At 67.1% G+C, this 21728-nt stretch carries 20 protein-coding genes; 10 read left to right on the forward strand and 10 right to left on the reverse strand.

Annotation, left to right across the window (positions count from 1 at the left end; translation table 11 throughout):
* Positions 1–19: 19 nt before the first annotated feature.
* Both E4J89_RS16115 and tmk read right to left on the reverse strand, forming a co-directional pair.
* On the reverse strand, positions 20–1159 hold the full coding sequence (locus tag E4J89_RS16115) for a DNA polymerase III subunit delta' (RefSeq protein WP_136787233.1): 1140 nt from the start codon (positions 1157–1159) through the stop codon (positions 20–22).
* The gene (gene tmk / locus E4J89_RS16120; RefSeq protein WP_136787258.1) at positions 1156–1791 is read right to left on the reverse strand and encodes a dTMP kinase; all 636 of its coding nucleotides are present in this window, start codon (positions 1789–1791) and stop codon (positions 1156–1158) included. The genes E4J89_RS16115 and tmk overlap by 4 nt, the downstream gene beginning before the upstream one ends.
* A 96-nt stretch (positions 1792–1887) precedes the next feature.
* On the opposite strand from tmk, the gene E4J89_RS16125 reads away from it, so the two are divergent.
* Both E4J89_RS16125 and E4J89_RS16130 read left to right on the forward strand, forming a co-directional pair.
* Positions 1888–3054, forward strand: coding sequence for an aminotransferase class I/II-fold pyridoxal phosphate-dependent enzyme (locus E4J89_RS16125; protein ID WP_136787234.1), 1167 nt, complete (start codon positions 1888–1890; stop codon positions 3052–3054).
* Between the two features lie 38 nt (positions 3055–3092).
* On the forward strand, positions 3093–3416 hold the full coding sequence (locus E4J89_RS16130; protein WP_136787235.1) for a DUF2516 family protein: 324 nt from the start codon (positions 3093–3095) through the stop codon (positions 3414–3416).
* A gap of 52 nt (positions 3417–3468) precedes the next feature.
* Here E4J89_RS16130 and E4J89_RS16135 read toward each other — a convergent pair whose 3' ends face one another.
* A complete protein-coding gene (locus tag E4J89_RS16135; protein ID WP_240691936.1) occupies positions 3469–4194 on the reverse strand; it encodes a class I SAM-dependent methyltransferase in 726 nt (241 codons plus the stop codon).
* A 255-nt stretch (positions 4195–4449) separates the two neighbouring features.
* Here E4J89_RS16135 and E4J89_RS16140 point away from each other — a divergent pair, with 255 nt between their 5' ends.
* Entirely contained in the window at positions 4450–5208 is a 759-nt protein-coding gene (locus E4J89_RS16140) for a phosphoglyceromutase (RefSeq protein ID WP_136787237.1), read from the forward strand.
* Positions 5209–5274: 66 nt separating this feature from the next.
* Here E4J89_RS16140 and phoU read toward each other — a convergent pair whose 3' ends face one another.
* Positions 5275–5934: a phosphate signaling complex protein PhoU gene (gene phoU, locus E4J89_RS16145; protein WP_136787238.1), complete on the reverse strand. Its 660-nt coding sequence runs from the start codon at positions 5932–5934 to the stop codon at positions 5275–5277.
* Between the two features lie 174 nt (positions 5935–6108).
* Between phoU and E4J89_RS16150 the strand changes: the two genes are divergently transcribed.
* Together E4J89_RS16150 and E4J89_RS16155 are read left to right on the forward strand one after the other, a co-directional pair.
* The gene (locus E4J89_RS16150) at positions 6109–7311 is read left to right on the forward strand and encodes an ATP-binding protein (protein WP_240691935.1); all 1203 of its coding nucleotides are present in this window, start codon (positions 6109–6111) and stop codon (positions 7309–7311) included.
* On the forward strand, positions 7308–7988 hold the full coding sequence (locus E4J89_RS16155) for a response regulator transcription factor (protein WP_136787239.1): 681 nt from the start codon (positions 7308–7310) through the stop codon (positions 7986–7988). The genes E4J89_RS16150 and E4J89_RS16155 overlap by 4 nt, the downstream gene beginning before the upstream one ends.
* Positions 7989–8073: 85 nt before the next feature.
* Here the strand turns inward: E4J89_RS16155 and E4J89_RS16160 are convergent, their stop codons facing one another.
* A complete protein-coding gene (locus E4J89_RS16160; RefSeq protein ID WP_136787240.1) occupies positions 8074–8622 on the reverse strand; it encodes a hypothetical protein in 549 nt (182 codons plus the stop codon).
* A 254-nt stretch (positions 8623–8876) separates the two neighbouring features.
* Here E4J89_RS16160 and E4J89_RS16165 point away from each other — a divergent pair, with 254 nt between their 5' ends.
* The 5 genes from E4J89_RS16165 (at position 8877) to glgX (ending at position 15689) form a co-directional block, all read left to right on the forward strand.
* Positions 8877–9359, forward strand: a complete 483-nt coding sequence (locus E4J89_RS16165) for a CarD family transcriptional regulator (protein WP_127513280.1) — start codon at positions 8877–8879, stop codon at positions 9357–9359.
* A gap of 90 nt (positions 9360–9449) precedes the next feature.
* A complete protein-coding gene (gene ispD / locus E4J89_RS16170; RefSeq protein WP_136787241.1) occupies positions 9450–10721 on the forward strand; it encodes a 2-C-methyl-D-erythritol 4-phosphate cytidylyltransferase in 1272 nt (423 codons plus the stop codon).
* A 301-nt stretch (positions 10722–11022) separates the two neighbouring features.
* A complete protein-coding gene (cysS, locus tag E4J89_RS16175; protein WP_136787242.1) occupies positions 11023–12480 on the forward strand; it encodes a cysteine--tRNA ligase in 1458 nt (485 codons plus the stop codon).
* 118 nt (positions 12481–12598) lie between these two features.
* Positions 12599–13579 carry a 23S rRNA (guanosine(2251)-2'-O)-methyltransferase RlmB gene (gene rlmB, locus E4J89_RS16180; protein WP_136787243.1) on the forward strand — a complete coding sequence of 327 codons (981 nt, stop codon included), beginning with the start codon at positions 12599–12601 and terminating at the stop codon, positions 13577–13579.
* A 115-nt stretch (positions 13580–13694) separates the two neighbouring features.
* Positions 13695–15689, forward strand: coding sequence for a glycogen debranching protein GlgX (glgX, locus tag E4J89_RS16185; protein ID WP_136787260.1), 1995 nt, complete (start codon positions 13695–13697; stop codon positions 15687–15689).
* A gap of 78 nt (positions 15690–15767) precedes the next feature.
* Here glgX and E4J89_RS16190 read toward each other — a convergent pair whose 3' ends face one another.
* The 5 genes from E4J89_RS16190 to glgP all read right to left on the reverse strand — a co-directional run bounded on the left by E4J89_RS16190 (position 15768) and on the right by glgP (position 21716).
* Complete coding sequence (locus tag E4J89_RS16190; RefSeq protein ID WP_136787244.1) at positions 15768–16355, reverse strand: DUF3618 domain-containing protein; 588 nt, start codon at positions 16353–16355, stop codon at positions 15768–15770.
* Complete coding sequence (locus tag E4J89_RS16195; protein WP_136787245.1) at positions 16352–16819, reverse strand: phage holin family protein; 468 nt, start codon at positions 16817–16819, stop codon at positions 16352–16354. Before E4J89_RS16195 ends, E4J89_RS16190 begins: the two co-directional genes overlap by 4 nt.
* The gene (locus E4J89_RS16200; RefSeq protein ID WP_136787246.1) at positions 16816–17652 is read right to left on the reverse strand and encodes a hypothetical protein; all 837 of its coding nucleotides are present in this window, start codon (positions 17650–17652) and stop codon (positions 16816–16818) included. The genes E4J89_RS16195 and E4J89_RS16200 overlap by 4 nt, the downstream gene beginning before the upstream one ends.
* Before the next feature lie 47 nt (positions 17653–17699).
* The gene (locus tag E4J89_RS16205; protein ID WP_136787247.1) at positions 17700–18764 is read right to left on the reverse strand and encodes a YihY/virulence factor BrkB family protein; all 1065 of its coding nucleotides are present in this window, start codon (positions 18762–18764) and stop codon (positions 17700–17702) included.
* Between the two features lie 318 nt (positions 18765–19082).
* Positions 19083–21716 carry an alpha-glucan family phosphorylase gene (glgP, locus tag E4J89_RS16210; RefSeq protein ID WP_136787248.1) on the reverse strand — a complete coding sequence of 878 codons (2634 nt, stop codon included), beginning with the start codon at positions 21714–21716 and terminating at the stop codon, positions 19083–19085.
* Positions 21717–21728 lie beyond the last annotated feature (12 nt).

A 21728-nucleotide genomic window follows, 5' to 3' on the forward strand; every position in this document is an offset into this window, starting at 1 on the left:
GCGAACTCCGAGTGGAGACTCAGAGCAGGCTGACGGCCATGGCTTCCATGGCGAGGACGGGGGCAACGTTGGTGCCCAGGCGCTGCCGGGCCTGGGCGATGGCATCCATTCTGCCCAACGTCTGTTCGGGGGTGGATCGTTCCGCATAGCTGGTGAGGTCCTGGCGCAGGTATTCGTTCACCAGTTCGGTGCCGGTCCCCAGCTGCACCGTGAGCACATCGCGGAAGAAGGTGCTCAGGTCGATCAGCACCCGGTCCAGCGAGTCGCTCAGGCTGCGCTTGGCACGGCGCTTCTGGTCTTCTTCCAGCCGCTTGAGCTGGCTGCGGATAGCCGGCGGCATGGCGCCCTTTTCCGGTGCACCCAGCGCGATCAGCAACGCTTCGCGTTCGGCTTCGTTGCGCTGCTCGGAAGCGGCCGCGGCGTCGGCGTTGGAAATGTCCACCAGCTCGCCGGCGGCGGTGACGGCATCGGCCACGCCACGTAGCCGCAGCGGCAGCCGGACAATCGTGTCGCGCCGGTGCCGGGCGTCCGCGTCGGAGGCCAGACGCCGGGCCACGCCGATGTGGCTTTGCGAGACCCGGGCGGCGAAGCCGGCCAATTCGGGATCGGCGCCGTCCCGGCGGACCAGCAGTGCCGCCACGTCGTCGGCCGGCGGAATGCGCAGGCTGACCGGACGGCAGCGCGAGCGGATGGTGACCAGGACGTCCGCCGGGCTGGGCGTGCAGAGGATCCAGATGGTCCGCGGCGGCGGTTCCTCGATGGCCTTGAGCAGCACGTTGGTGGTGCGTTCGGTCATACGATCCGCGTCCTCGATGATGATGACCCGCCAGCGGCCCGACGACGGCTTGTCCTGTGCCTTGCCGACCAGGTCGCGCATCTCCTGAATGGAGAAGGTCACGTTCTCGGTGGCCACCACGGTGGCGTCGGCGTTGGAGCCGGCCAACACGGTGCGGCACGCGTGGCAGGTTGCGCAGCCGCGTTCGGCCGGATCCTGCTGTTCGCACAGCAGCGCGGCGGCGAAGGACTTGGCGGCATTGCTGCGGCCGGAGCCGGGAGGGCCGGTAAACAGCCAGGCGTGCGCCGGCCGTTCGGCGGCGGCCGCGCGGCTGAGCTGTTCGATCACCGCGCTCTGGCCGGGCAAATCGGACCAGACGCTCATGGTGTCAGCTCCCGGACCCGGTCCATGATGGCGGCGGTGAGTTCTTCCCGTGGGGCGCTTGCGTCAAGGACCAGGTATTTCTCCGGGGCCGCTTCGGCCAGCTCCAGGAACGCCCTGCGGATCCGCGAATGGAAGTCGTCCGGTTCGGACTCCAGCCGGTCTTCGGCAGCGTCACCGGCGGTACGGCGGTCGCGGCCCTGCTGCGGGGCGACGTCCAGCAGGACGGTCAGGTCCGGCAGCAGCCGCTGCGTGGCCCACAGGTTCAGTTCCCGGACTTCGGCGAGGCCCAGTCCGCGGCCGGCACCCTGGTAGGCCACCGAGGAGTCGATGAACCGGTCGCACAGCACCACCTCGCCGCGCGCCAGCGCAGGCCGGATGACTTGTTCCACATGGGCGGCGCGGGAGGCGGAAAAGATCAGCGCTTCGGTGCGGGCATCGATCTCGCCATGGCCATGTTCCAGCACCAGGGCACGCAGTTTTTCACCAACGGGCGTGCCGCCAGGCTCCCGGGTCCGGAGCACCGTGCGGCCCATGGCCCGCAGATGATGTTCGACGGCGGTGGCTTGGGTCGATTTTCCGGCCCCGTCCCCGCCTTCGAATGCGATGAAGAGGCCGCTGGCGTTGGCGGGCAGGCGGTCGGAACTCACCTGATTAGCCTAGCCGGAATCGCCGAGGCGCGGGACGGTCACAGTTAACGTGTGCATGGTGGCCGGTACTACTCTGCTGTCATGACCGACGCCTCCTCCCGCGACCTTCAGCATGCCGAGCATCTTGCGCCGGACACCGTGGTGGTGTCTGCCGGACGGCCGCCGCGCGACCACGATGCTCCGGTCAATCCGCCGGTGGTGTTGTCCTCCACCTTCTTCGGCCGTGGTGAAGTGGTCCAGGGGGACCGCGCGTACGGACGCTACTCCAACCCCACCTGGGACCCGTTCGAGGAGACCCTGGCCGAGTTGGAAGGCGCCGCGCTGCCCGGCCTCGTCTTCGCGTCGGGCCTTGCCGCCGTCTCGGCCGCGCTGTCGCTGATCCCGTCCGGCGGCGTCTTGGTGATGCCACGGCACAGCTACCAGGGCAGCCTGGCCATGGCCGAACAATTGGCCCAGCGGGGCGAGCTGCAGTTGCGCACGGTGGACATTGCGGACACCGATGCCGTGCGTGCGCAGCTGGGCGGCGCCGACATGCTGTGGCTGGAAAGCCCGACCAACCCGATGCTCGAAATCGCTGAAGTGGAGGCGCTTGCCAGCGCCGCCCACCAAGCGGGCGCCCTCGTGGTCGCGGACAATACCTTCTCCACGCCGCTCGGGCAGCGTCCGCTGGCGGCAGGGGTCGACGTCGTGGTCCATTCGGTGACCAAATATCTGGCCGGCCATTCGGACGTGGTGCTGGGCGCCGTCGTGACGTCCAGCGAAGAGCTGCGCTCCAAGCTGCTGGTGCACCGGTCGCTGCACGGTGCCATCGCCGGACCGTTCGAAACCTGGCTGGCGCTGCGCGGCGTGCGGACCATGGCGCTGCGGATCGAGCGTTCCCAGGCCACCGCCGGCGAGCTGGCCCGCAAATTGCAGCAGCACCCCGCGGTGGAGGCCGTGCGTTATCCGGGCCTGCCCGACGACCCGGGGCATGCCCGCGCCGCCGCCCAGATGGACGGCTTCGGCTCCATCATCGCCATCCAGGTGAAGGGCGGTGGCGCCGCCGCGGACAAGGTCATCGACGCGCTGCGGTTGTGGCTGCCGGCAACCTCGCTGGGCGGGGTGGAGTCGTTGATCGAGCGGCGTCGACGGCATGTCAACGAGCCGGACAGCGTGCCGGAGAACCTACTGCGGCTGTCGGTGGGAATCGAGAACCCGGCCGACCTGTGGGCGGACCTGGACCAGGCGCTTATCGCGGCCGACGTGTGAGACTGCCGAAACATACCGCCACCGGTTAGTCTTAAGGCGTGCAACTTGCCTACGACATCCAGTACTGGCTTTACATGGCCCTGGGGCTGATCGCCCTGGTGATTGAACTGTGGGCGCTGGCGGACTGTGTGGGCCGCAAGGCCGACTATTTTCAGGCCGCGTTCAAGAAGACCAAGGGCTTCTGGGTGGGCGTGCTGGTAGCCGCCACGGCCGTGGGCGCCTTGTCCGCTTTGGGCGCCGGCGGCTTGGGAACGTGGATGATCTTCCAGCTGGCTGCCGCCGCTGCTGCCGGCGTCTACTTGGCAGACGTCAAGCCTGCCCTGATCGAGGTCAAGGGCGGCGGGTCGGCCTACCCCTGGTAAATGCCGCAAGACGCCCGTTGCCGCAACCGCCGTCAGCCTGACGGCGTGCCTCTCACGATGAGGGAGCGACGGCTTTCCAAGCGACGGTGATCTCGCCCAGTCGCCAGCGCGAGGGGCCATCCAAAACCGGCCATCCGGCGTCGTGCATTGACTTGCACATGGCCAGCCAGCGCTGCCGGTAACCGAACGGGGCCAGCGGCGCCGCGTCCGCCCAGGCTCGGTCCAGCGCCTGAAGATAGCGGTGCACCGGCTCGCCGGGAATGTTGTGGTGGATGAGCGCCTTGGGCAGCCGCTCGGCCACCTCGGACGGCCGCGCGAACGCGCCGAAGCGCAGCGAGATGCTCAGCGAGAGCGGCCCTTCCGGGGCCACCGCAATCCAGGTGGCCCGGCGTCCGATTTCGTCACACGTGCCGTCAATGAACAGCCCGCCGGGCGCCAGCCGGCCGCAGACGGTGGCCCACGCTGCGCCGAATTCGGCTTCGGGGTACTGCCGCAGCACGTTGAAGGCGCGGACCACCGCAGGTCGCCGGCCGGAAACCGGGATTTCGAACCCGCCCTGGCGAAAGCTCAGGCCCGGGCGCTCCAGCGGCTTGGCGACGGCGACGCGTGCCGGTTCGATTTCAATACCGATCACTTCAACGTCCGCGCGCACCCGGCAGAGGCGGTGGTGGAGTTCGACGGCGGTGGTCGGCGCGGCGCCATAGCCCAGATCGATAACCAGCGGATCCGCGGCCCGGCGCAGCCGGGAAGCTTCGGGGCCGGCGAGCCAGCGGTCCATTCGCCGCAGCCGGTTGGGGTTCGTGGTGCCCCGGGTGACGGTTCCGATGGGTCGGCGGGCCGGCCGAGTGGCGGTCGTGGTGGTCTGGGGCACGAGAAAAAAGAATAAGGGAACGGCGGTCCGCCGCAGGCCGCTGCGGTACCGATTGTGCCGAAGCTCACGCAGGTAATTTCTTCCGTGTCCCGGGCCGTCCGTCAGCGTAACGTCCCGCCGGAAGCCACGGGTGCCGGCCGGCACTCCGCTAGGATTGCAGCCATGACTGCCACCTCGAAACACACGCTGGTCCTGTTGCGCCACGGGCAGAGCGACTGGAACGAAAAGAACCTCTTTACCGGCTGGGTCGACGTCCCGCTGACCGACCTGGGACGCAAGGAAGCGCACCGCGGCGGCGAGCTGCTGGTCGAAAACAACCTGCTGCCGGACGTCCTGTACACCTCCCGGCTGAAGCGTGCCATCGTCACCGCCAACATTGCGCTGGAGGCCGCCGACCGCAGCTGGATCGACGTCAAGCGCAGCTGGCGGCTGAACGAGCGCCACTACGGTGCCCTGCAGGGCAAGGACAAGGCGCAGATCCGCGACGAATTCGGCGAGGACCAGTTCATGATGTGGCGTCGCTCCTACGACACTCCGCCGCCCGCCCTGGACGACGCCAGCGAATGGTCGCAGGTCAACGACCCGCGCTACGCGGACCTGGGCAACAATGTTCCGCGGACCGAATGCCTCAAGGATGTGCTGGAGCGGTTCCTGCCGTACTGGGAGTCGGACATCTCCACGGATCTCACCGCGGGCAAGACCGTGTTGGTGGCCGCACACGGCAACTCGCTGCGCGCGCTGGTCAAGCACCTGGACGGCATCAGCGACGACGACATCGCCGGGCTGAACATCCCCACCGGCATCCCGCTGGTGTACGAACTGGACGAGAACCTGAAGCCGGTCACCCCAGGCGGCACCTACCTGGACGCCGACGCCGCGGCCGAAGCTATCCAGGCCGTGGCCAACCAGGGCAAAAAGTAACCACTGGCTAAAACCGGAAGGCCGGCTCCCCGCGGGGAGCCGGCCTTCCGGTTTAAGCGTCTGGCCTTAGATCGATTGGGCGTTGGGGCGCCACTCGCCGGTCACCAGGTAGGTCACCTTGCGGGACACGGAAACACCGTGGTCGGCAAAGCGCTCGAAGTAGCGGCTGGCCAGCGAAACGTCCACCGTGGTGGGTCCGGCGGAGTCCCATGCCGGATCGGCGATGGCCTTGAAGACGCCGGCGTGCAGTTCGTTGACGCGGGAGTTGCTCACATCAATCTGCGTGGCAAGTTCCAGGTCGCGGGTCTCGAGGAGCTCGGTCAGCTTCTCCGAGATGGCGATGTCCTTCTCGGCGAACTCCCGGAACGTCTCGCGCATCGGTTCGGGGATGACGGTGTCCGGATAGCGCAGGCGCACCAGCTGGGCGATGTGCCGGGCGAGGTCGCCCATCCGCTCCAGCGAGGCGCTCATCCGCAGCGCGCCCACAATCATGCGCAGGTCGGAGGCTACCGGCCCTTGCAGCGCCAGGATGTCGATGGAGCGCTCGTCCAGATCCGTCTGGAGGAAGTCAATCCGTGCGTCGGCGGCAATGACTTCCTGGGCCAACTCGATGTCTGCGGTGTCGAGCGCAGTGGTTGCCTTTTGCATTGCCTCGGTGACGAGCCGGGAAATTTCTACCAGCTGTTCTCCGACTTGATGGAGCTCGGCCTGGAAAACCTTGCGCACTGGCGTCCTTTCGCTTGTGTTCGTGAGCATACGGGACCTAGCATCCCATTCGCATCACACCCTGTCAGGCGGTGGTTAACTATTACGTCGCCTCAGGTGAACGTTAGTTGAACGGACTGGCGATTACTACTGGATCGGCCTGATGCCGTGGCAGGCTGCGCCTAAGCTAGAAGCGTGGATCCACTGACTATCGGCCTGTTGGCTGGACTCGTAGGTTTGGCGCTGGGCAGCTTCGGTGTGCTCGCGTTCGGCCTGAGCGACCGGCAGCGGCGACGGCTGCAGGAAGTTGCCGAGCCGACGTTGCCGGACGGAGCCGCCGAGGTGCTTTCCGTCGTCGGCCGCGCCTACGTGGTGGTGGACGCAATCGACGGCGTGGTGCGCGCCAGCCCGGCCGCCTACGCCTTCGGGCTGGTCCGCGGCCACACGATGGTGCACTCCGAACTCCAGGAGCTGACCGCCAGGGTGCGCCGCGACGGCGTGATCGAAGAGCGCCAGCTGGAACTGCCGCGCGGTCCGCTGGGCCAGGGCACCATTGTGGTGCAGGTGCGGGTGGCGCCGATCGGCGAGGAGTACATCCTGCTGCTGGCCGATGACCGGACCGAAATTACACGGACCGAGGCCATGCGCAACGACTTCGTCGCCAACGTCTCGCACGAGCTCAAGACTCCGGTCGGGGCGATCTCGCTGCTGGCCGAAGCGATTGACGACGCCGCGGACGATGCCGAAGCCGTCCGGCGCTTCGCAGGCCGCATGCACAAAGAGGCCCGCCGGCTGGGCGCGCTGGTGCAGGACATCATCGAGCTGAGCCGTTTGCAGGGCGCGGACGTGGTGCAGGGCGGCACCGAGGTGGACCTGAACGCAGTGGTCGCCGAAGCCGTGGACCGCAACAAGCTCACGGCGGAAAGCCGGCACATTGAACTGTCCGTCGGCGGAACCATCGGTGTTCCGGTCTTCGGCGATGCCGAACTGCTGACCACGGCGCTGCGGAACCTGATCGACAACGCGATCCGGTACGCGCCCGAGCGCAGCAAGGTGGGCGTGGGGCTGCGGGTGCGTGAAGGCTTGGCGACCGTCTCGGTGACAGACCAGGGCCCGGGCATCACCCCCGACCAGCAGGACCGGATCTTCGAGCGCTTCTATCGGCTCGACGACGCCCGCTCGCGGCAGACCGGCGGAACAGGTCTGGGCCTGAGCATTGTTAAACACGTCATCTCCCAGCACGGCGGGGAAGTATCGGTGTGGTCGCAGCCCGGTCAGGGTTCCACCTTCACCGTACGGCTGCCGGAAATGGAGCAGGAAGACGGCGGCGCCACTGAATCCGTGGAGCCGCGTACGCAGGGCGCCGGTGTGGCGCATGAACAAGGAGTCGGTGCTTGACCCGCATTCTGGTCGTCGAAGATGAAGAATCGCTGAGCGATCCGTTGAGTTATTTGTTGGGTAAAGAAGGCTTCGAAGTCGAGGTGGTGGACAACGGTCTGGAAGCCATCGTGGCATTTGACCGGGCCGGCGCGGATTTGGTCCTCTTGGACCTGATGCTGCCGGGACAGTCCGGTACGGAAGTTTGCCGGCAGCTGCGGCAGCGTTCCTCGGTCCCGGTCATCATGCTCACCGCCAAGGACTCGGAGATCGACAAGGTCGTGGGGCTTGAATTGGGTGCCGATGACTACGTCACCAAGCCCTATTCCTCACGCGAGCTGGTGGCCCGGGTGCGTGCGGTACTGCGCCGCCAGGGCGAACCGGAGGAATTGGTGCCGAACACCGTTTCCTCCGGCCCGGTGCGGATGGATGTGGAACGGCACGTAGTCAGCGTCGACGGCGAGCCGGTATCGCTGCCGCTGAAGGAATTCGAACTGCTGGAGATGCTGCTGCGCAACTCGGGCCGGGTCCTGACCCGGGGACAGCTGATTGACCGGGTCTGGGGCTCCGACTACGTGGGTGACACCAAAACGCTGGATGTGCACGTCAAGCGGCTCCGCAGCAAGATCGAGCCCGATCCGTCTGCACCGCGCTACTTGGTCACTGTGCGCGGTCTGGGTTACAAGTTCGAACCGTAAGCCCCCGCGCCGCTGGCACGACGCAAAAAGGCCGGGCCGCTTCCTGAAAGGGAAGCGGCCCGGCCTTTGAGCTAGGTATGTGGGATCAGGCCCCGGCCTCGTCGGTCGCCTCGGTCGTCGGCGCAGGGGATTCCTCCGGGGCAGCGCTCTCGGTCGGTGCCGGGGTGGGGAGGAAGCTGCTGTATTCCGGCAGCGTGCCGTCCAGGACCGGGATCTTGACTTCGGCGGATTCGTTGTTCACGCGGACGGTGACGTTGGCCAGGGCCCCGGGCGCTGCACCCGGGCGGTCCACCGTGGTCTTGTTCTTCTCGTCCTCGAAGTTGATCTGCCCGTCGGCCGGAACGGTGACGGTGGCGGTGCTGCCGGAGCCCGTCATGCTCAACTGCACAGGGGAGTCGGAGCTGTTCACCACGGTGCCGAGGATGCGGCCGGCAGAGTCTGCGTTCTCGGCAACAACCATCACGTTGCGCAGGCCGATCGGGCCAACGTTTGCCACAATGCCGTCGCTGGCGGAGTAGGACTTGGTGGTGGCCTGTTCGTTGATTGCGCCGCATCCGGTCGATGCGAGCAGGGTGAGCGCGGCGGCGCCTGCTACAAGGGTGCGCTGCACACGGTTCTTCGGCGCAATCTTCACGGCAGAAACTCCTCAGTATCAATCAGGTGCGGTGCTGCAGATCTAGGCAGCTTGCCTCGCCTAGCCTATCGGCAAACCGGTGAAAAGTAGGATTCGGGGTTTGTAAGAATCCCCCCGAATGCATCAAATCGGTGATCCGTCAAGGGGGTCAGGGGCCGCATTTTAGCCCCGGGACGGGCTGTTATCCCTGCAAACTCGCGGAAGTGGCTGAATCATCCATGGTAAACTGGTGGTCGGGAAAGGGGATACTACAGATGGTATTTGAGGTCGGCGAGACGGTTGTTTACCCTCACCACGGTGCTGCAAAGATCGAAGAGATCAAAATGCGCACCATCAAAGGTGAAGAGAAGATGTATCTCAAGCTCCGGGTTGCCCAGGGCGATCTGACGATTGAAGTTCCGGCGGAGAATGTGGATCTGGTCGGGGTCCGCGATGTAGTGGGCAAGGAAGGCCTCGAGCATGTGTTCGATGTGCTCCGTGCCGAGTTCACCGAAGAGCCGACGAACTGGTCCCGCCGCTACAAGGCGAACCTGGAAAAGCTGGCCTCCGGCGACGTCATCAAGGTAGCGGAAGTTGTCCGCGACCTGTGGCGCCGGGACCATGACCGCGGCCTCTCCGCGGGCGAGAAGCGGATGCTGGCTAAGGCGCGCCAGATCCTGGTTTCCGAACTCGCCCTGGCTGAGAAGACCGACGAAGACAAGGCAGCGGAAGTCCTCGACGAGGTCCTCGCCTCCTGATTGTGCTCCAAGCGGCCGGCATCCTGAACGGGATGCCGGCCGCTTTTGCATGCCGGCAGACAAGCCGGGCGGCCGGATTAGGCTAGTGGGATGAGCACAGCACAGGCATCGGTGGGCGTGATCGTGGTGGCGGCAGGCTCCGGCACCCGGTTGGGCTACGGGCTGCCCAAGGCCCAGGTCCCGCTGGCCGGTGAAACGATCTTGGCGCATGCCCTCCGTGGTGTCGTGGAATCAGGCGTGGCCGCCCGGATCTGCGTGGCCGTGCCCGCCGGGGATACAGCGCTGCGCCAGGTCTGTGCCGGCTTCGCGGCGCAGCACCCGGAAGTGGACATTTCAACCGTCGACGGCGGTGCCTCCCGGGCAGCCTCCGTCGCCGCGGCACTGCGCGGGCTGGGGGAGGGAGCCACCAGGGTCCTGGTGCATGATGCCGCCCGGGCACTCACCCCGCCCGAGGTGTTCCAACGGGTAGCGGACGCACTGGCTGCGGGAGCCCGCGCCGTCGTTCCTGCGGTAGCACTGGTGGATACCATCAAGACTGCGACGCCCAGCACCGGAGCAGAGGCGGACATCGCACCGGAGAAAGTGGCGGCCACGGTGGACCGCGTGCAACTGCGGGCCGTGCAGACCCCGCAAGGATTCGACGCCGCTGCGCTGGTCCAAGCGCACCAAAGTCTGGCCGGCCTGGCGCCGGCAGAGGCCGATGGCATCACCGACGAGGCACTGCTGATGGAACGCCGCGGAATTGATGTCATGCTGGTGCCCGGCTCAGCGCGAGCCCTGAAGATCACCACGCAGCTGGATTTGGCCGTGGCCGAAGCACTGCTGGCCGCCCGCCAGCCGAACATCATGGAAGGCTGGATTGTGCCCCAATTCCCGTATCCGATCCCGCGCACCGGAATTGGTGTGGACGTGCACGCCTTCGCCCCTGCGGCGGACCCCCAGCCATTGTGGTTGGGCGGACTGCTGTGGGAGGGGGAGCAGGGCCTGGCCGGCCATTCCGACGGCGACGCTGCCGCGCACGCCGCCGCCGACGCGCTGTTCTCCGCGGCCGGAGTCGGCGACCTGGGCACGCACTTCGGCACCGACCGGCCGGAGTACGCGGGCGCTTCGGGCGTCCGGTTGCTGTCCGAAGCGGCCCGGATTGTCCGCGAGGCAGGGTTCGAGATCGGGAACATTGCGGTGCAACTGGTCTGCAACCGGCCCAAGTTCGGACCTCGCCGGGCGGAATCCGAGGCGGTGCTCAGCGAGGCCGCCGGTGCACCGGTCAGCGTCTCGGCCACAACCAGCGACGGGTTGGGCTTCACCGGCCGGGGCGAGGGGATCGCGGCGGTGGCCACCGCTGTCGTTGTTTCGGTCCGCTAAGGAGCCCAGCCCAGACGCCCGCAGAGGCGGCGGGGGCGGCCCGGGCGGCCCGCATGCGCGGCGGTGGGGTGCGGGACAGTGCGGCCCGCATAGCGGCAGGCGGGACCCGACGCCGACGCTCCAGTTCGATCGTTTGCTCCCCCTCGAGCGGGAGCAAACGGTCCAAAGGGAGCGGTTCGTGCGCTCCGTGGATGAACGGGGCGGAGGTCCGTCCCCGGCCCGCCGCCCCTACCGCCTGGAGCGGTGCGCAACAGGACTCAATGGTTCGCACCGGCAGCGCGGGCACGGCTACGCTAGAGCGGTGAGCCTGAGATTCTATGACACCGCCACCGCGCAAGTACGCGACTTCGTCCCGCTGGTACCGGGCAAGGTGGGGCTCTATTACTGCGGGGCCACGGTCCAGGGCGACCCGCACGTGGGCCACATCCGCTCGGCCATCGCGTTCGACCAGCTCACCCGCTGGCTGCGCTATAGCGGATATCGCGTCACGGTGGTGCGCAACGTGACGGACATTGACGACAAGATCCTGGATAAGTCCGCCGAGTCCTTCCGCCCGGACGCCGCCGAGGTGGTCCCGGTCCCGAACGAGCCGTGGTGGGCGCTGGCCTACCGCTATGAGCAGGAGTTCGCCAAGGCCTACGACACGCTGGGCGTGGAACGGCCCACCTATGAACCGCGCGCCACCGGCCACATCCCGGAGATGCACCGGCTGATCCAGCAGCTGATCGACCGGGGCCACGCCTACCCGGCGCTGGACGATTCCGGGGACGTCTACTTCGACGTGCGCTCCTGGCCCGAATACGGATCGCTGACGCACCAGCGGATCGAGGACATGCAGGCCGCACCCGACGCCGGACCCCGCGGCAAGAAGGATCCGCGCGACTTTGCGCTCTGGAAGGGGCACAAGGACGGGGAGCCGGAGACCGCCAGCTGGACCAGCCCCTGGGGCGCCGGCCGGCCGGGCTGGCACCTGGAATGCTCGGCCATGGTCACCAAGTACCTGGGCACCGAATTCGACATCCACGGCGGGGGGCTGGACCTGCGCTTCCCGCACCACGAGAACGAAGTGGCGCAGTCCCGCGCGGCAGGCCACGGCTTCGCCAACTTCTGGATGCACAACGGCATGGTCACCTTCGCGGGCGAGAAGATGTCCAAGTCGATCGGCAACATCATCACCCCGGCGCAAATGCTCCAGGATGCCCGGCCGCTGGTGGTCCGCTACTACCTGGGCCAGGCACAGTACCGGTCCGCGCTGGACTACAACCCGGGTTCGCTGGTGGAAGCGGCCGCCGCGGTAGAGCGGATCGAGGGCTTCATGCAGCGTGCGCTGAAGTTCCTCTACGGCGAGGGACAGTTCGGCCTGATGGTGACCGAGCGCGTGCCGGACGCGTTCGCCGCCGCGATGGACGACGACCTCAACGTGCCGCAGGCGCTGGCCGCGGTCCACGAAACGGTGCGCGCCGGAAACACCGCACTGGACGCCAAGGAGAAGGAAGCGGCCACCCGCGCGCTGCACCAGGTCATGGCGATGACCGACGTGCTGCACATCAACCCGCTGGATCCGCACTGGCACTCCGGCGGCGCGGATACCGCGGCGCACCAGGCGCTGGACACGCTGGTGCGCGCCCAGCTGGAGGAGCGCCGGACGGCCCGCGCGGCCAAGGACTGGTCCCGCGCCGACGCCATCCGCGACACGCTGGCCGAGGCCGGAATCGTCGTGGAGGACTCGGCCGAGGGCGTGAACTGGAGCCTCAGCTAACAGCAGCGTGCACGGTTGGCGGTACCCTTTAAGCTAGACGGTTCCCGTCGGGCTAGCCGGCCACCGCCGGCGTGCGCCAGCGGGAACCTACCTTCCCCAACACCAAAGGTAGTTTTCGATGGCCAACAAACCTCGCCCCGGAGCGGTGCGCAAGTCCAAGAAGGGACCCACCACAGGAACCGGCGGCCACGGGCGCAAAGCGCTCGAAGGCAAGGGGCCGACGCCGAAGGCCGAAGACCGCCCGTACCACAAGGCATACCGCGCCAAGCAGCTCTCCGAACGCTCGGCCGCCAAACACCAGGGCGGCCAGCGCGGTCCCGCTGCCCGCCGCGGCAAGTCCGCCGGCGAGATGGTGACCGGGCGGAATTCCGTGGTGGAAGCACTGCGCGCCGGCGTGCCCGCCAAGGCCCTGCACGTAGCGGTCCGGATCGAAATGGACGACCGGGTCAAGGAATCCCTGAAGATCGCCGCCGAGCGCGGCATCCCGGTGCTCGAATCGCACAAGCCGGAACTGGACCGGATGACCGACGACGCCGTCCACCAGGGCCTGGCCCTGCAGATCCCGCCCTACGAATACCAGGACGCGCTGGAGCTGGCCGAGGAAACCATGGCCCAGTTCAAGAAGGGCTACATCAACAACGCCCCGCTGTTCGTGGCCCTGGACGGCATCACCGACCCGCGCAACCTCGGAGCCATCATCCGTTCCGCGTCCGCGTTCAGCGGCCACGGCGTGGTGGTGCCCGAGCGCCGCTCCGTGGGCATGACCGCCTCCGCCTGGAAGACCAGCGCGGGCGCCGCCGTGCGCGTGCCGGTGGCCAAGGCGAACAACCTGACCAACACGCTCAAGGCCTTCCAGCAGCTGGGCATCTTCGTGCTGGGCCTGGACGGCGAGGGCGACGTCTCGCTGCCAGACCTGTCCCTGGCCACCGAGCCGGTGTGCCTGGTGGTCGGCTCCGAGGGCAAGGGCCTGTCCCGGCTGGTCCGCGAAAACTGCGACCAGATCGTCTCCATCCCGATCGATTCGGCGATGGAATCGCTCAACGCCTCCATGGCGGTGGGCATCAGCCTGTACGAAATCTCGCGGCAGCGCGCCCGCTAGGAGCAGGTGGACCGCTGTGGCTCGTCACGCCAAAAGCATTCCCGCCAGGCCGCCGGCGCGCCAGCCACAGCTCTCGCGGGCCTTCCCGCTGGGGATCAGCGAGACGGCCCCGGGCATGCCGCCGATCCCCGGCGCGGTGAATGCAGCGGTCTTCGCCCCCGGGTTTGCCACCGTGGACGTCCACTTCCAGGACGGCCAGGGGGTTTGGCAGCGCACCGAGTTGAATGCTTTCACCGACGGCGTCCACCATGGCACGGTCAAAGGGCTGGAGGCCGGCAGCCGCTACGCCTTCTGGCCGCACGGCGAGCCGGCCCCGGCCTCGGGGCAGCTGCTGCTGGATCCCTATGGGCGTGCCATTGACGACGACGGCGGTGTGCTGCGCTCGGTGTACGTCACCGGCGGCTTTGACTGGGGCAACGACGCGCGCCCGCACGTGCCGTGGCGGGACACCGTGGTCTACGAGTGCCACGTCAAGGGCCAGACCATGCTGCATCCGGAGATTCCCGAGGAGCTGCGCGGCACCTATGCCGGCTTGGCACATCCGGTGATGGTCGATTACCTGCAGGAACTGGGCATCACCACGCTGGAGCTGCTGCCGGTGCACTACCACTTGGACGAGCCACACCTGCAGGACCTCGGTTTGGCCAACTACTGGGGCTACAACACGCTGGGCTTCTTCGCGCTCTGGCCGGGCTACGCCACCGCGGCCGCCCAAGCCGCCGGACCGAGGGCCGTGCAGGACGAGTTCCGGGCAATGGTGAAGAAGCTGCACGCAGCCGGGATCGAAGTGATCCTGGACGTGGTCTACAACCACACCGCCGAGGGCGGGAAAGACCAGGACACATATTCCTTCCGCGGTCTGGCGGACCACGTGTACTACCGGCACGACGGCCACGGGAACTACCTGGACACCACGGGCTGCGGGAACACGATGAACTTCAACGAGCCCCGGGTCATCCAACTGGCCCTGGACTCGCTGCGCTACTGGGTAGAAGAGTTCCACATCGACGGCTTCCGCTTCGACCTGGCCGTTTCCCTGGGGAGGGATGGACACAACCAGTTCAATCCCCGCCACCCGTTCTTGGTGGCCGTCGGCGCGGACTCGGTCCTGTCCGGAGCCAAACTGATCTCCGAACCCTGGGACGTGGGCGACGGCGGCTGGCAGACCGGCCACTTCCCGCCGGGCTGGGCCGACTGGAACGACCGGTTCCGCGACACCGTCCGGGATTTCTGGCTGGCGGACCAAGCCGCCGCGGCGTCGGGCGGACGCGGCGGAACGGTGGCCAGGCTGGCGAGCTGCCTGGCCGGCTCCACCGAACTGTTTGCCGGCTCCGGCCGGACCGCGCTGGCTTCGTTGAATTTCGTCACCGCCCATGACGGTTTCACCTTGGCCGACCTGACGTCCTATCACCGCAAGCACAACGAGGCCAACGGCGAGGAAAACCGCGACGGCCACGACGACAACCGCAGCTACAACCACGGCGTCGAAGGGCATACCGGCGACAGCCAGATCCTTGACGCGCGCGAGCGGACCGCGCGGAACCTGATGGCCACCTTGCTGCTGTCGCTGGGCGTGCCGATGATCTGTGCCGGTGACGAAATTGGGCGCAGCCAGCAAGGGAACAACAACGCGTACTGCCAGGACAACGCCTTGGCCTGGACCGACTGGCAACTGGATGAGCGCGAACACCGCATGTTTGAGGTCACCCGCCGGCTGCTGCGGATCCGCCGCTCCTTCCTGGCACACCAGCCCTACAACTATCCGGCACGGGAGGAGAGTTCCTACCTGCTCTGGTTCAATGCCGACGGCGAACCGATGACGCCGGATGACTGGAACGACCCGGACTGCCGCATGGTCCAGCTGCTGATGGGCTCGCCGCAAGGGGTGATCGACGGCCTGGTGGTCATCAACGGCGGCTCCCAGCCGCAGAAGATCGTGATGCCTGCTCCACGATCCCTGCGGGACTTTGGCAAGCGCCCCGGCGAAAAGATTCCCTTCGAACTGCTCTACACCACCGCAGACGTCGACGACCAACGGCGCGGGGCCAAGATCCGCAGCGGCGAGAAGGACGTCGTCGGCGCCAACGCCATCTCGATCTACCGCTCCTGACACGAATCCGGCGCCGGGGCCTTCAACGGGCTCTCCCGGCGCCGGATGACCGCGCGGTGGGACACGATCCGAGGCGGATCAGACCTGCCGCGGCGGCTCCTGCACATTCCCGCGGGCCTCCTGTGCCCGGTCCTTGACGTCCTGGGCTGCGGAAGTGCCTTCGGCCTTGACCTTATCCATCGAGTCCTGGGCCGAGTACTTCAGGTCCTCGGCGGCCTCCCGGGCCGGTTCCTTCATGTCCTGGGCCACCTCGTGGGCGGCGTCCTTGACCTTCTGGACCACCGGTTGGGCTTCTTCCTTGACCCTTTCGGCTGCCTGCTGCTCCACGCGGCTGGCAGGGAACAACGAGGACAGCAACCATCCTGCGCCGAAGGCGATCAGGCCTGCCGCCAGCGGGTTGCCCTCCGTCTTGCGGGCAATCTGGTGCGGAACGTCGCTGGCCATCTCGCCGGCGTCGTGCATCATGGACTTCGTGCTGCTGCCGGCATCGTCGGCCGCACCCATGACTTTGTCCTTGACCCGGCCCACGGAATCTTTCACCTTGTCCGTCTGCCGGTGAACGATGTTCGACGGCGAGGCTTTCTCCGCCACCGCGTCAACGTCGGTGCCCAGCCGGGCCCGAGTACGTTCGATATCGGCACGGATCTCTTCTGGTGACTGGCTCATCGTGCTTCCTCACTTGGCTTCAATGTTTCCGGAATCTTCTTCACTGACTCGGTGGTGCGGGGCATCCCCCGGACGGTCTTGAGCTGTTTGCGGCCCATCGCGTAAAGGATGGCGGCGATGATGGCCCAGATGACTGCCATGACCAGCCCGGACCAGGCCAGGCCAATGGCGTAGGCGAGCCAGGTCCACAGGGCCAAGGAGAGGAACAACAGGACGAAATGGCCGGCCACGCCGGCTCCGCCCAACATGCCTGCTCCCTTGCCGGCACGTGTGCCGGATTCCTTGAGCTCCGCCTTCGCCAGTTCCACCTCCTGCCGCATCAGCACGGAGATGTCCTTGCTGACTTGGCTGAGCAGGTCGCCGAGCGACTCATTCTCGGCCTTGATTTCCGCCCGCGTCGGCTCCGCGGAATCCTGGCCGGGCACCCGCTCGTGGCTCTGACCGGGCACCTGCTGATGACTCATCGTGTCCCTCCGTCGTCATAGGGGTTGCGGTCCGGGATTGCGGTCCTGCGACCGCCGACGGGCGGTTCGCCGACCGGGTAGGTTGTCTCAGGCTGTGCCGGTGCACCACCGATGGCCGAGCCCGTCTGCGCCCCCGGCGCCGCGAAGCCCGCTGCGCTCTGGGCCTCGTAGCTGCCGGCCGTTTCCGGCGTGGCGTAGACCGGTCCGGCGGTGGCGCGGTGCATGCCCACCCGCTGTCCGGTTCCCGTGCCCGATCCGCCGCTGTCGGCGGTCAGGCCCTTGGTCAGCCGGCCGGCCAGCACTCCGGCGCCGGCCGCGATGGCCAAGAACGCACCGGGACGCTGGCGCGCGAAGCGCTTCACCTCGTCCAGCAGCGAGCCCGGATCGCGGTTTTCCAACCAGCTGGCCACCGAGTCGGCCCGGCCTGCGGCCCGGCTCACCAGATGGGTGGCCGTGCCGGACTGATCGGAGCTGCGGGCCATGGAGCTCAGCTCTTCACCGATCGACCGCAGCCCCGAGGCGACGCGCTGTTGCTGGGCGTGGGCCTGGCCGTAGACGTCGTCGCCCAGTTCGGACATCAGGTTCCGGGCCTTCTCCTTGGCCTCGTGAGCCACCTGTTTTGCCTCGTCCTTGGCCGTCTCGGCCACATGCTGGCCGGCCTCGACCCCCTCGCGTCCAACTTCCCGGGCCTCGGTCTTGGCCGTCTCGCTTCTGGACTGGCCGGTGGTTGGCCCGGCGGTCGGCGGAGTCGTGGGCGGCGGGACTGCAGCGCCGCCGGCCGGGTAAACGGGAACTCCCTCGTCGTAACTGCCGGAACTTGAATTCGTGGTCATGGCAATTCCTTGTCTGTGTCGGGTTTTTTCCTGTCAGGCCTGACGTTTCAGGTGTGTTCACGGGACTTCTCCTGCTGCCCGTAGGCATGACGGAGCTGGCGGCCCCGCGCGACGTCCTCCTCTTCCTTCTCGGCGTCCTTATCGCTCTTGCGGCTGTCACGGACCGGAAGCTGAATGTTTTCTTCGGCGGCGATGCCGGCCTGAAGCTGGCGTCCACGCTCGGTCTCAGCGTCGAACTCAGCACCGAACAGCAGGGCAAGGTTGGCCAGCCAGAACCACAGCAGCAGCACGATCACGCCGCCGATCGCCCCGTAGGTCCTGTTGTAGCTGCCGAAGTTGGCCACGTAGAAGGCAAAACCGAGGGTCGCCAACGCCAGCACCAGCAGTGCGATCAGGGCGCCGAGGCTCATCCAGCGGAATTTCGGCTGCTTCACGTTGGGCGTTGCGTAGTACAGCACGGCGACCATCAGCACCGCGAACAGGACCAGGAACGGCCACTTGGCGATGTTCCAGACGGTCAGTGCCACTTCGCCGAGACCGATGACGGAACCAACGGCCTGTGCGACCGGTCCGGACAGCACCAGCATCAGCATCATCAGCACCGCCAGCAGCAGCAGCACGATAGTGATCAGCAGCATGACCGGGCGGAGCTTCCAGAACGGTCGGCCTTCGTCGACCTCATAGATCCGGTTCATGGCCCGGCCGAAAGCGTTCACGTAGCCGGAGGCCGACCAGATGGCACCCACGAGGCCGATGACGAAGGCGAATCCGGCTCCCTGCGAGCTGGCCAGCTGCTCGATCGGCTGCCGGATGATGGCAACTGCCTGGCCCGGTGCCACTCTCTCCACCATGTCCATCATGGCGTTGGTGGTTGCTTCGGCCTGGCCGACCAGTCCCAGAACGGAAACCAAAGCCAGCAAGCCCGGGAACAGGGACAGCACGCCGTAGTACGTCAGCCCGGCCGCCAGATCGGTGCAGTCGTCGTCGGTGAATTCACGGAAAGTCTTGCGGAGAATGTATTTCCAGGAGGCCTTCTTCACCTGTGGGGGAGTCTGAGGTTTGTCCTGATGGTCCGGCGGTGGTGCGGTGCCCTGCTCGGTACCGGTGCCCATATTCGCCCTCCTTGTGGTTCTTTCGGACGGAACACCCTCATGCTATTAGTCAGCATGCTGACAATAAAGGGGTGTGCCACACAGAAGAACGTACGAAGGGGCAGATTTTCCGCTGCGGCCGCAGCTGAACCGGGCAGCGCGGCATGGCGGACAACGAAGCGTTGGCGCGGATAGATCGGTTACGGCAGCCGCCGCGGCCCGGCACTGGTCGGGTGCGCCAGGACGGCCCAAAAATGGTTAACTTTTAGCCGGATTTCGCCCGGCCGCGTTCCCCGCCACGGCAGGTTGGCGGGGAACACAGCCAGTCAGGACCGGGAATCAGTTCGTGGCGTTGGCCACCAGACCGAGTTCGGCCGGGTTGGCCAGGGCGTCATGCCTGGGCAGCACCCGCACGCTGTAGCCGAACGAACCGGAACGGTCAATGGTCACGGAGCCGGTGAACAGGTAGCGGCCGTCGCCCAGTTGTTCAGCCACGGTCAGGTCGTCGCTGGAAGTCTGCGCGAGGTCGTCATTGTCGGTGACCTGCCCGTGGACTACCTGGACGGTGACGTTGTCCGGAGCCAACGGTCCCAGCCGGACATAGGCATTGACCGTCAGCGACTCGCCGATTTGCGGTTCGTCGGTAATGCCCATCGAATCCACATGCTCCACCGAAACGTCGCCCCAGGCGCTGCGGACCCTGCTGGTCCACGCAGCCAGTTCCTTTGCCGCTTTGAAATCATCGGAGCGGGCGGCCCGCCCGGATATCGATGCGGGACGGTAGAGCTGCTCCACATAGTCGTGCAGCATCCGTTCGGCGGAGACGGCGGGCCCCAGGTTGGCCAGCGTGTGCTTGATCATGGCAATCCACTGGTGCGGTACGGTGTCCGTTCCGATCGGCTCCGACGGGCCGGCGGCCCCGGCACCTTCGGATATCTCCGCGGCGTAAAAGCGCGGCGCAACGTGGTGCTCCACCAAGTCGTAGAGTGCGGCGGCCTCGATGTCGTCCCGCTCATCCGGATCGAACACGTCGTCGGTCCCGGCTTCGGTGGAAGGGTTGGCGGTCGGAATCGCCCAGCCGTTGTCGCCGTCGTACATCTCATCCCACCAGCCGTCCAGCACGGACAGGTTCAGGCCGCCGTTGATGGCCGCCTTCATGCCGGAGGTGCCGCAGGCTTCCAGCGGACGCAGCGGATTGTTCAGCCAGACATCGCAACCGGGGAAGAGGGTGCGGGCCATGGCGATGTCGTAGTTGGGCAGGAAGACGATCCGGTGCCGGACCTCCGGGTCGTCGGTGAAACGCACCAGATCCTGGATCATCCGCTTGCCCTGTTCATCCGCCGGATGGGATTTTCCGGCGATGACCAACTGGACCGGCCGCTCGGGATGCAGCAGCAGCGCCTTGAGCCGGGCCGGGTCGCGCAGCATCAGGGTCAGCCGCTTGTAGGTGGGAACCCGCCGGGCAAAACCGATGGTCAGCACGTCCGGGTCCAGCACCGAATCGGTCCAGGCCAATTCGGCATCCGCGGCGCCGCGCTTCTTCCACGAGGCCCGCAGCCTGCGGCGGACATCGTCAATCAGGTTGGTCCGCAGGGTCCGGCGCAGCGCCCAAATATCCTCGTCGGCGGCGTCGTACACGCGGTCCCACTGGCGGTCGATCACGGTCTGGTTGCCGAATGCCGACCGGGCGAACTCGGCCACCCGCGGGTCCACCCAGGTGGGCACGTGCACGCCGTTGGTTACCGAGCCGATCGGCACTTCCTGCTGGTCGAAGCCCGGCCAGAGCCCGCGGAACATGCCGCGCGAGACCACGCCGTGCAGCTTGGCCACACCGTTGGCCCGCTGCGCCAACCGCAGTCCCATCACGGCCATGTTGAACTTGGACGGATCTCCGCCGTCGTAATTTTCATCGCCCAGTTCCAGGATCTTGGCGCTGGGCACGTCCGGGGCGAGTCCGGCGCTGAAGAAGTGCTGGATCTGCGCCTTGTCGAACCGGTCGATGCCGGCCGGCACCGGAGTGTGCGTGGTGAAAACGGTGTTCGCCCGGCCCGCGGCCAAGGCCTCGTCCCAGCTCAGTCCGGCCGCCGCCAACTCCTGGATGCGCTCGACGCCCAGGAAGCCGGCGTGTCCCTCGTTGGTGTGGAAGACCTCCGGGGCCGGAGCGCCGGTGAGCCGTTGATGGACGCGCAGCGCCTTCACCCCGCCCATGCCCAGCAGCAACTCCTGTTGCAGCCGGTGGTCGCCGCCGCCGCCGTAGAGCCGGTCGGTGATGCCGCGCGCGGCCTCGTCGTTGCCCGGAATGTTGGAATCCAGCAGCAGCAGCGGTACCCGGCCCACGTCGGCGCGCCAGATGTAGGCGCCGAGCCGGCGCCCGTTGGGCAGCGGCAAGGTGATCTGCGCCGGCTGCCCGTCCGCCTCGCGCAGCAAGGTCAACGGCAGGCCGTCCGGATCCAGCACGGGATAGGTTTCCTGCTGCCACGCGTCGCGGCTCAGCGACTGCTTGAAGTAGCCGGCCGCGTAGAGCAGGCCCACACCCACCAGCGGCACGCCCAGGTCGGACGCTGCCTTCAGGTGGTCGCCGGCCAGGATGCCCAGTCCGCCGGAGTATTGCGGCAGCACATGGGAGATTCCGTACTCAGGGGAGAAGTAAGCGATCGACGCCGGGGCGTCGGCGCCCAGCGTCTGGTACCAGCGGTCTTCGGTCAGGTACTGATCCAGGTCAGCGTCGAGTTCGCGAACCCGGGCCACTACCTGCTGGTCGGCGGCGAGCGACCGCAGCCGTTCCCGGGTAAAGGAGCCCAGCAGGGCCACCGGGTCCTGCTGCACGTCGGCCCAGGCCTGCGGGTCCAGTTGTTGGAAGAGCAGCTGGGTTGGCTGATGCCAGGACCAGCGCAAATTGCCTGCCAGGCGAGCCAGCGGAGCAATGCTCTCGGGGAGGACAGTGCGGACGGTAAATCTGCGTATTGCCTTCACCCGGCCAAGGTT

Origin of the sequence: Arthrobacter sp. CAU 1506 (assembly GCF_005047635.1) — a bacterium.
Lineage (GTDB): Bacteria > Actinomycetota > Actinomycetes > Actinomycetales > Micrococcaceae > Crystallibacter.

Bases quoted from the DNA above. Each gene is read 5' to 3' on its own strand.
- E4J89_RS16135 (WP_240691936.1), bottom strand. From the start codon at position 4,194: ATGGACCGCTGGCTCGCCGGCCCCGAAGCTTCCCGGCTGCGCCGGGCC.
- E4J89_RS16195 (WP_136787245.1), bottom strand. From the start codon at position 16,819: ATGAGTCATCAGCAGGTGCCCGGTCAGAGCCACGAGCGGGTGCCCGGC.
- E4J89_RS16190 (WP_136787244.1), bottom strand. From the start codon at position 16,355: ATGAGCCAGTCACCAGAAGAGATCCGTGCCGATATCGAACGTACTCGG.
- E4J89_RS16205 (WP_136787247.1), bottom strand. From the start codon at position 18,764: ATGGGCACCGGTACCGAGCAGGGCACCGCACCACCGCCGGACCATCAG.
- E4J89_RS16200 (WP_136787246.1), bottom strand. From the start codon at position 17,652: ATGACCACGAATTCAAGTTCCGGCAGTTACGACGAGGGAGTTCCCGTT.
- rlmB (WP_136787243.1), top strand. From the start codon at position 12,599: ATGGCCAACAAACCTCGCCCCGGAGCGGTGCGCAAGTCCAAGAAGGGA.
- E4J89_RS16140 (WP_136787237.1), top strand. From the start codon at position 4,450: ATGACTGCCACCTCGAAACACACGCTGGTCCTGTTGCGCCACGGGCAG.
- E4J89_RS16125 (WP_136787234.1), top strand. From the start codon at position 1,888: ATGACCGACGCCTCCTCCCGCGACCTTCAGCATGCCGAGCATCTTGCG.
- E4J89_RS16115 (WP_136787233.1), bottom strand. From the start codon at position 1,159: ATGAGCGTCTGGTCCGATTTGCCCGGCCAGAGCGCGGTGATCGAACAG.
- ispD (WP_136787241.1), top strand. From the start codon at position 9,450: ATGAGCACAGCACAGGCATCGGTGGGCGTGATCGTGGTGGCGGCAGGC.
- E4J89_RS16165 (WP_127513280.1), top strand. From the start codon at position 8,877: ATGGTATTTGAGGTCGGCGAGACGGTTGTTTACCCTCACCACGGTGCT.
- glgX (WP_136787260.1), top strand. From the start codon at position 13,695: ATGCCGCCGATCCCCGGCGCGGTGAATGCAGCGGTCTTCGCCCCCGGG.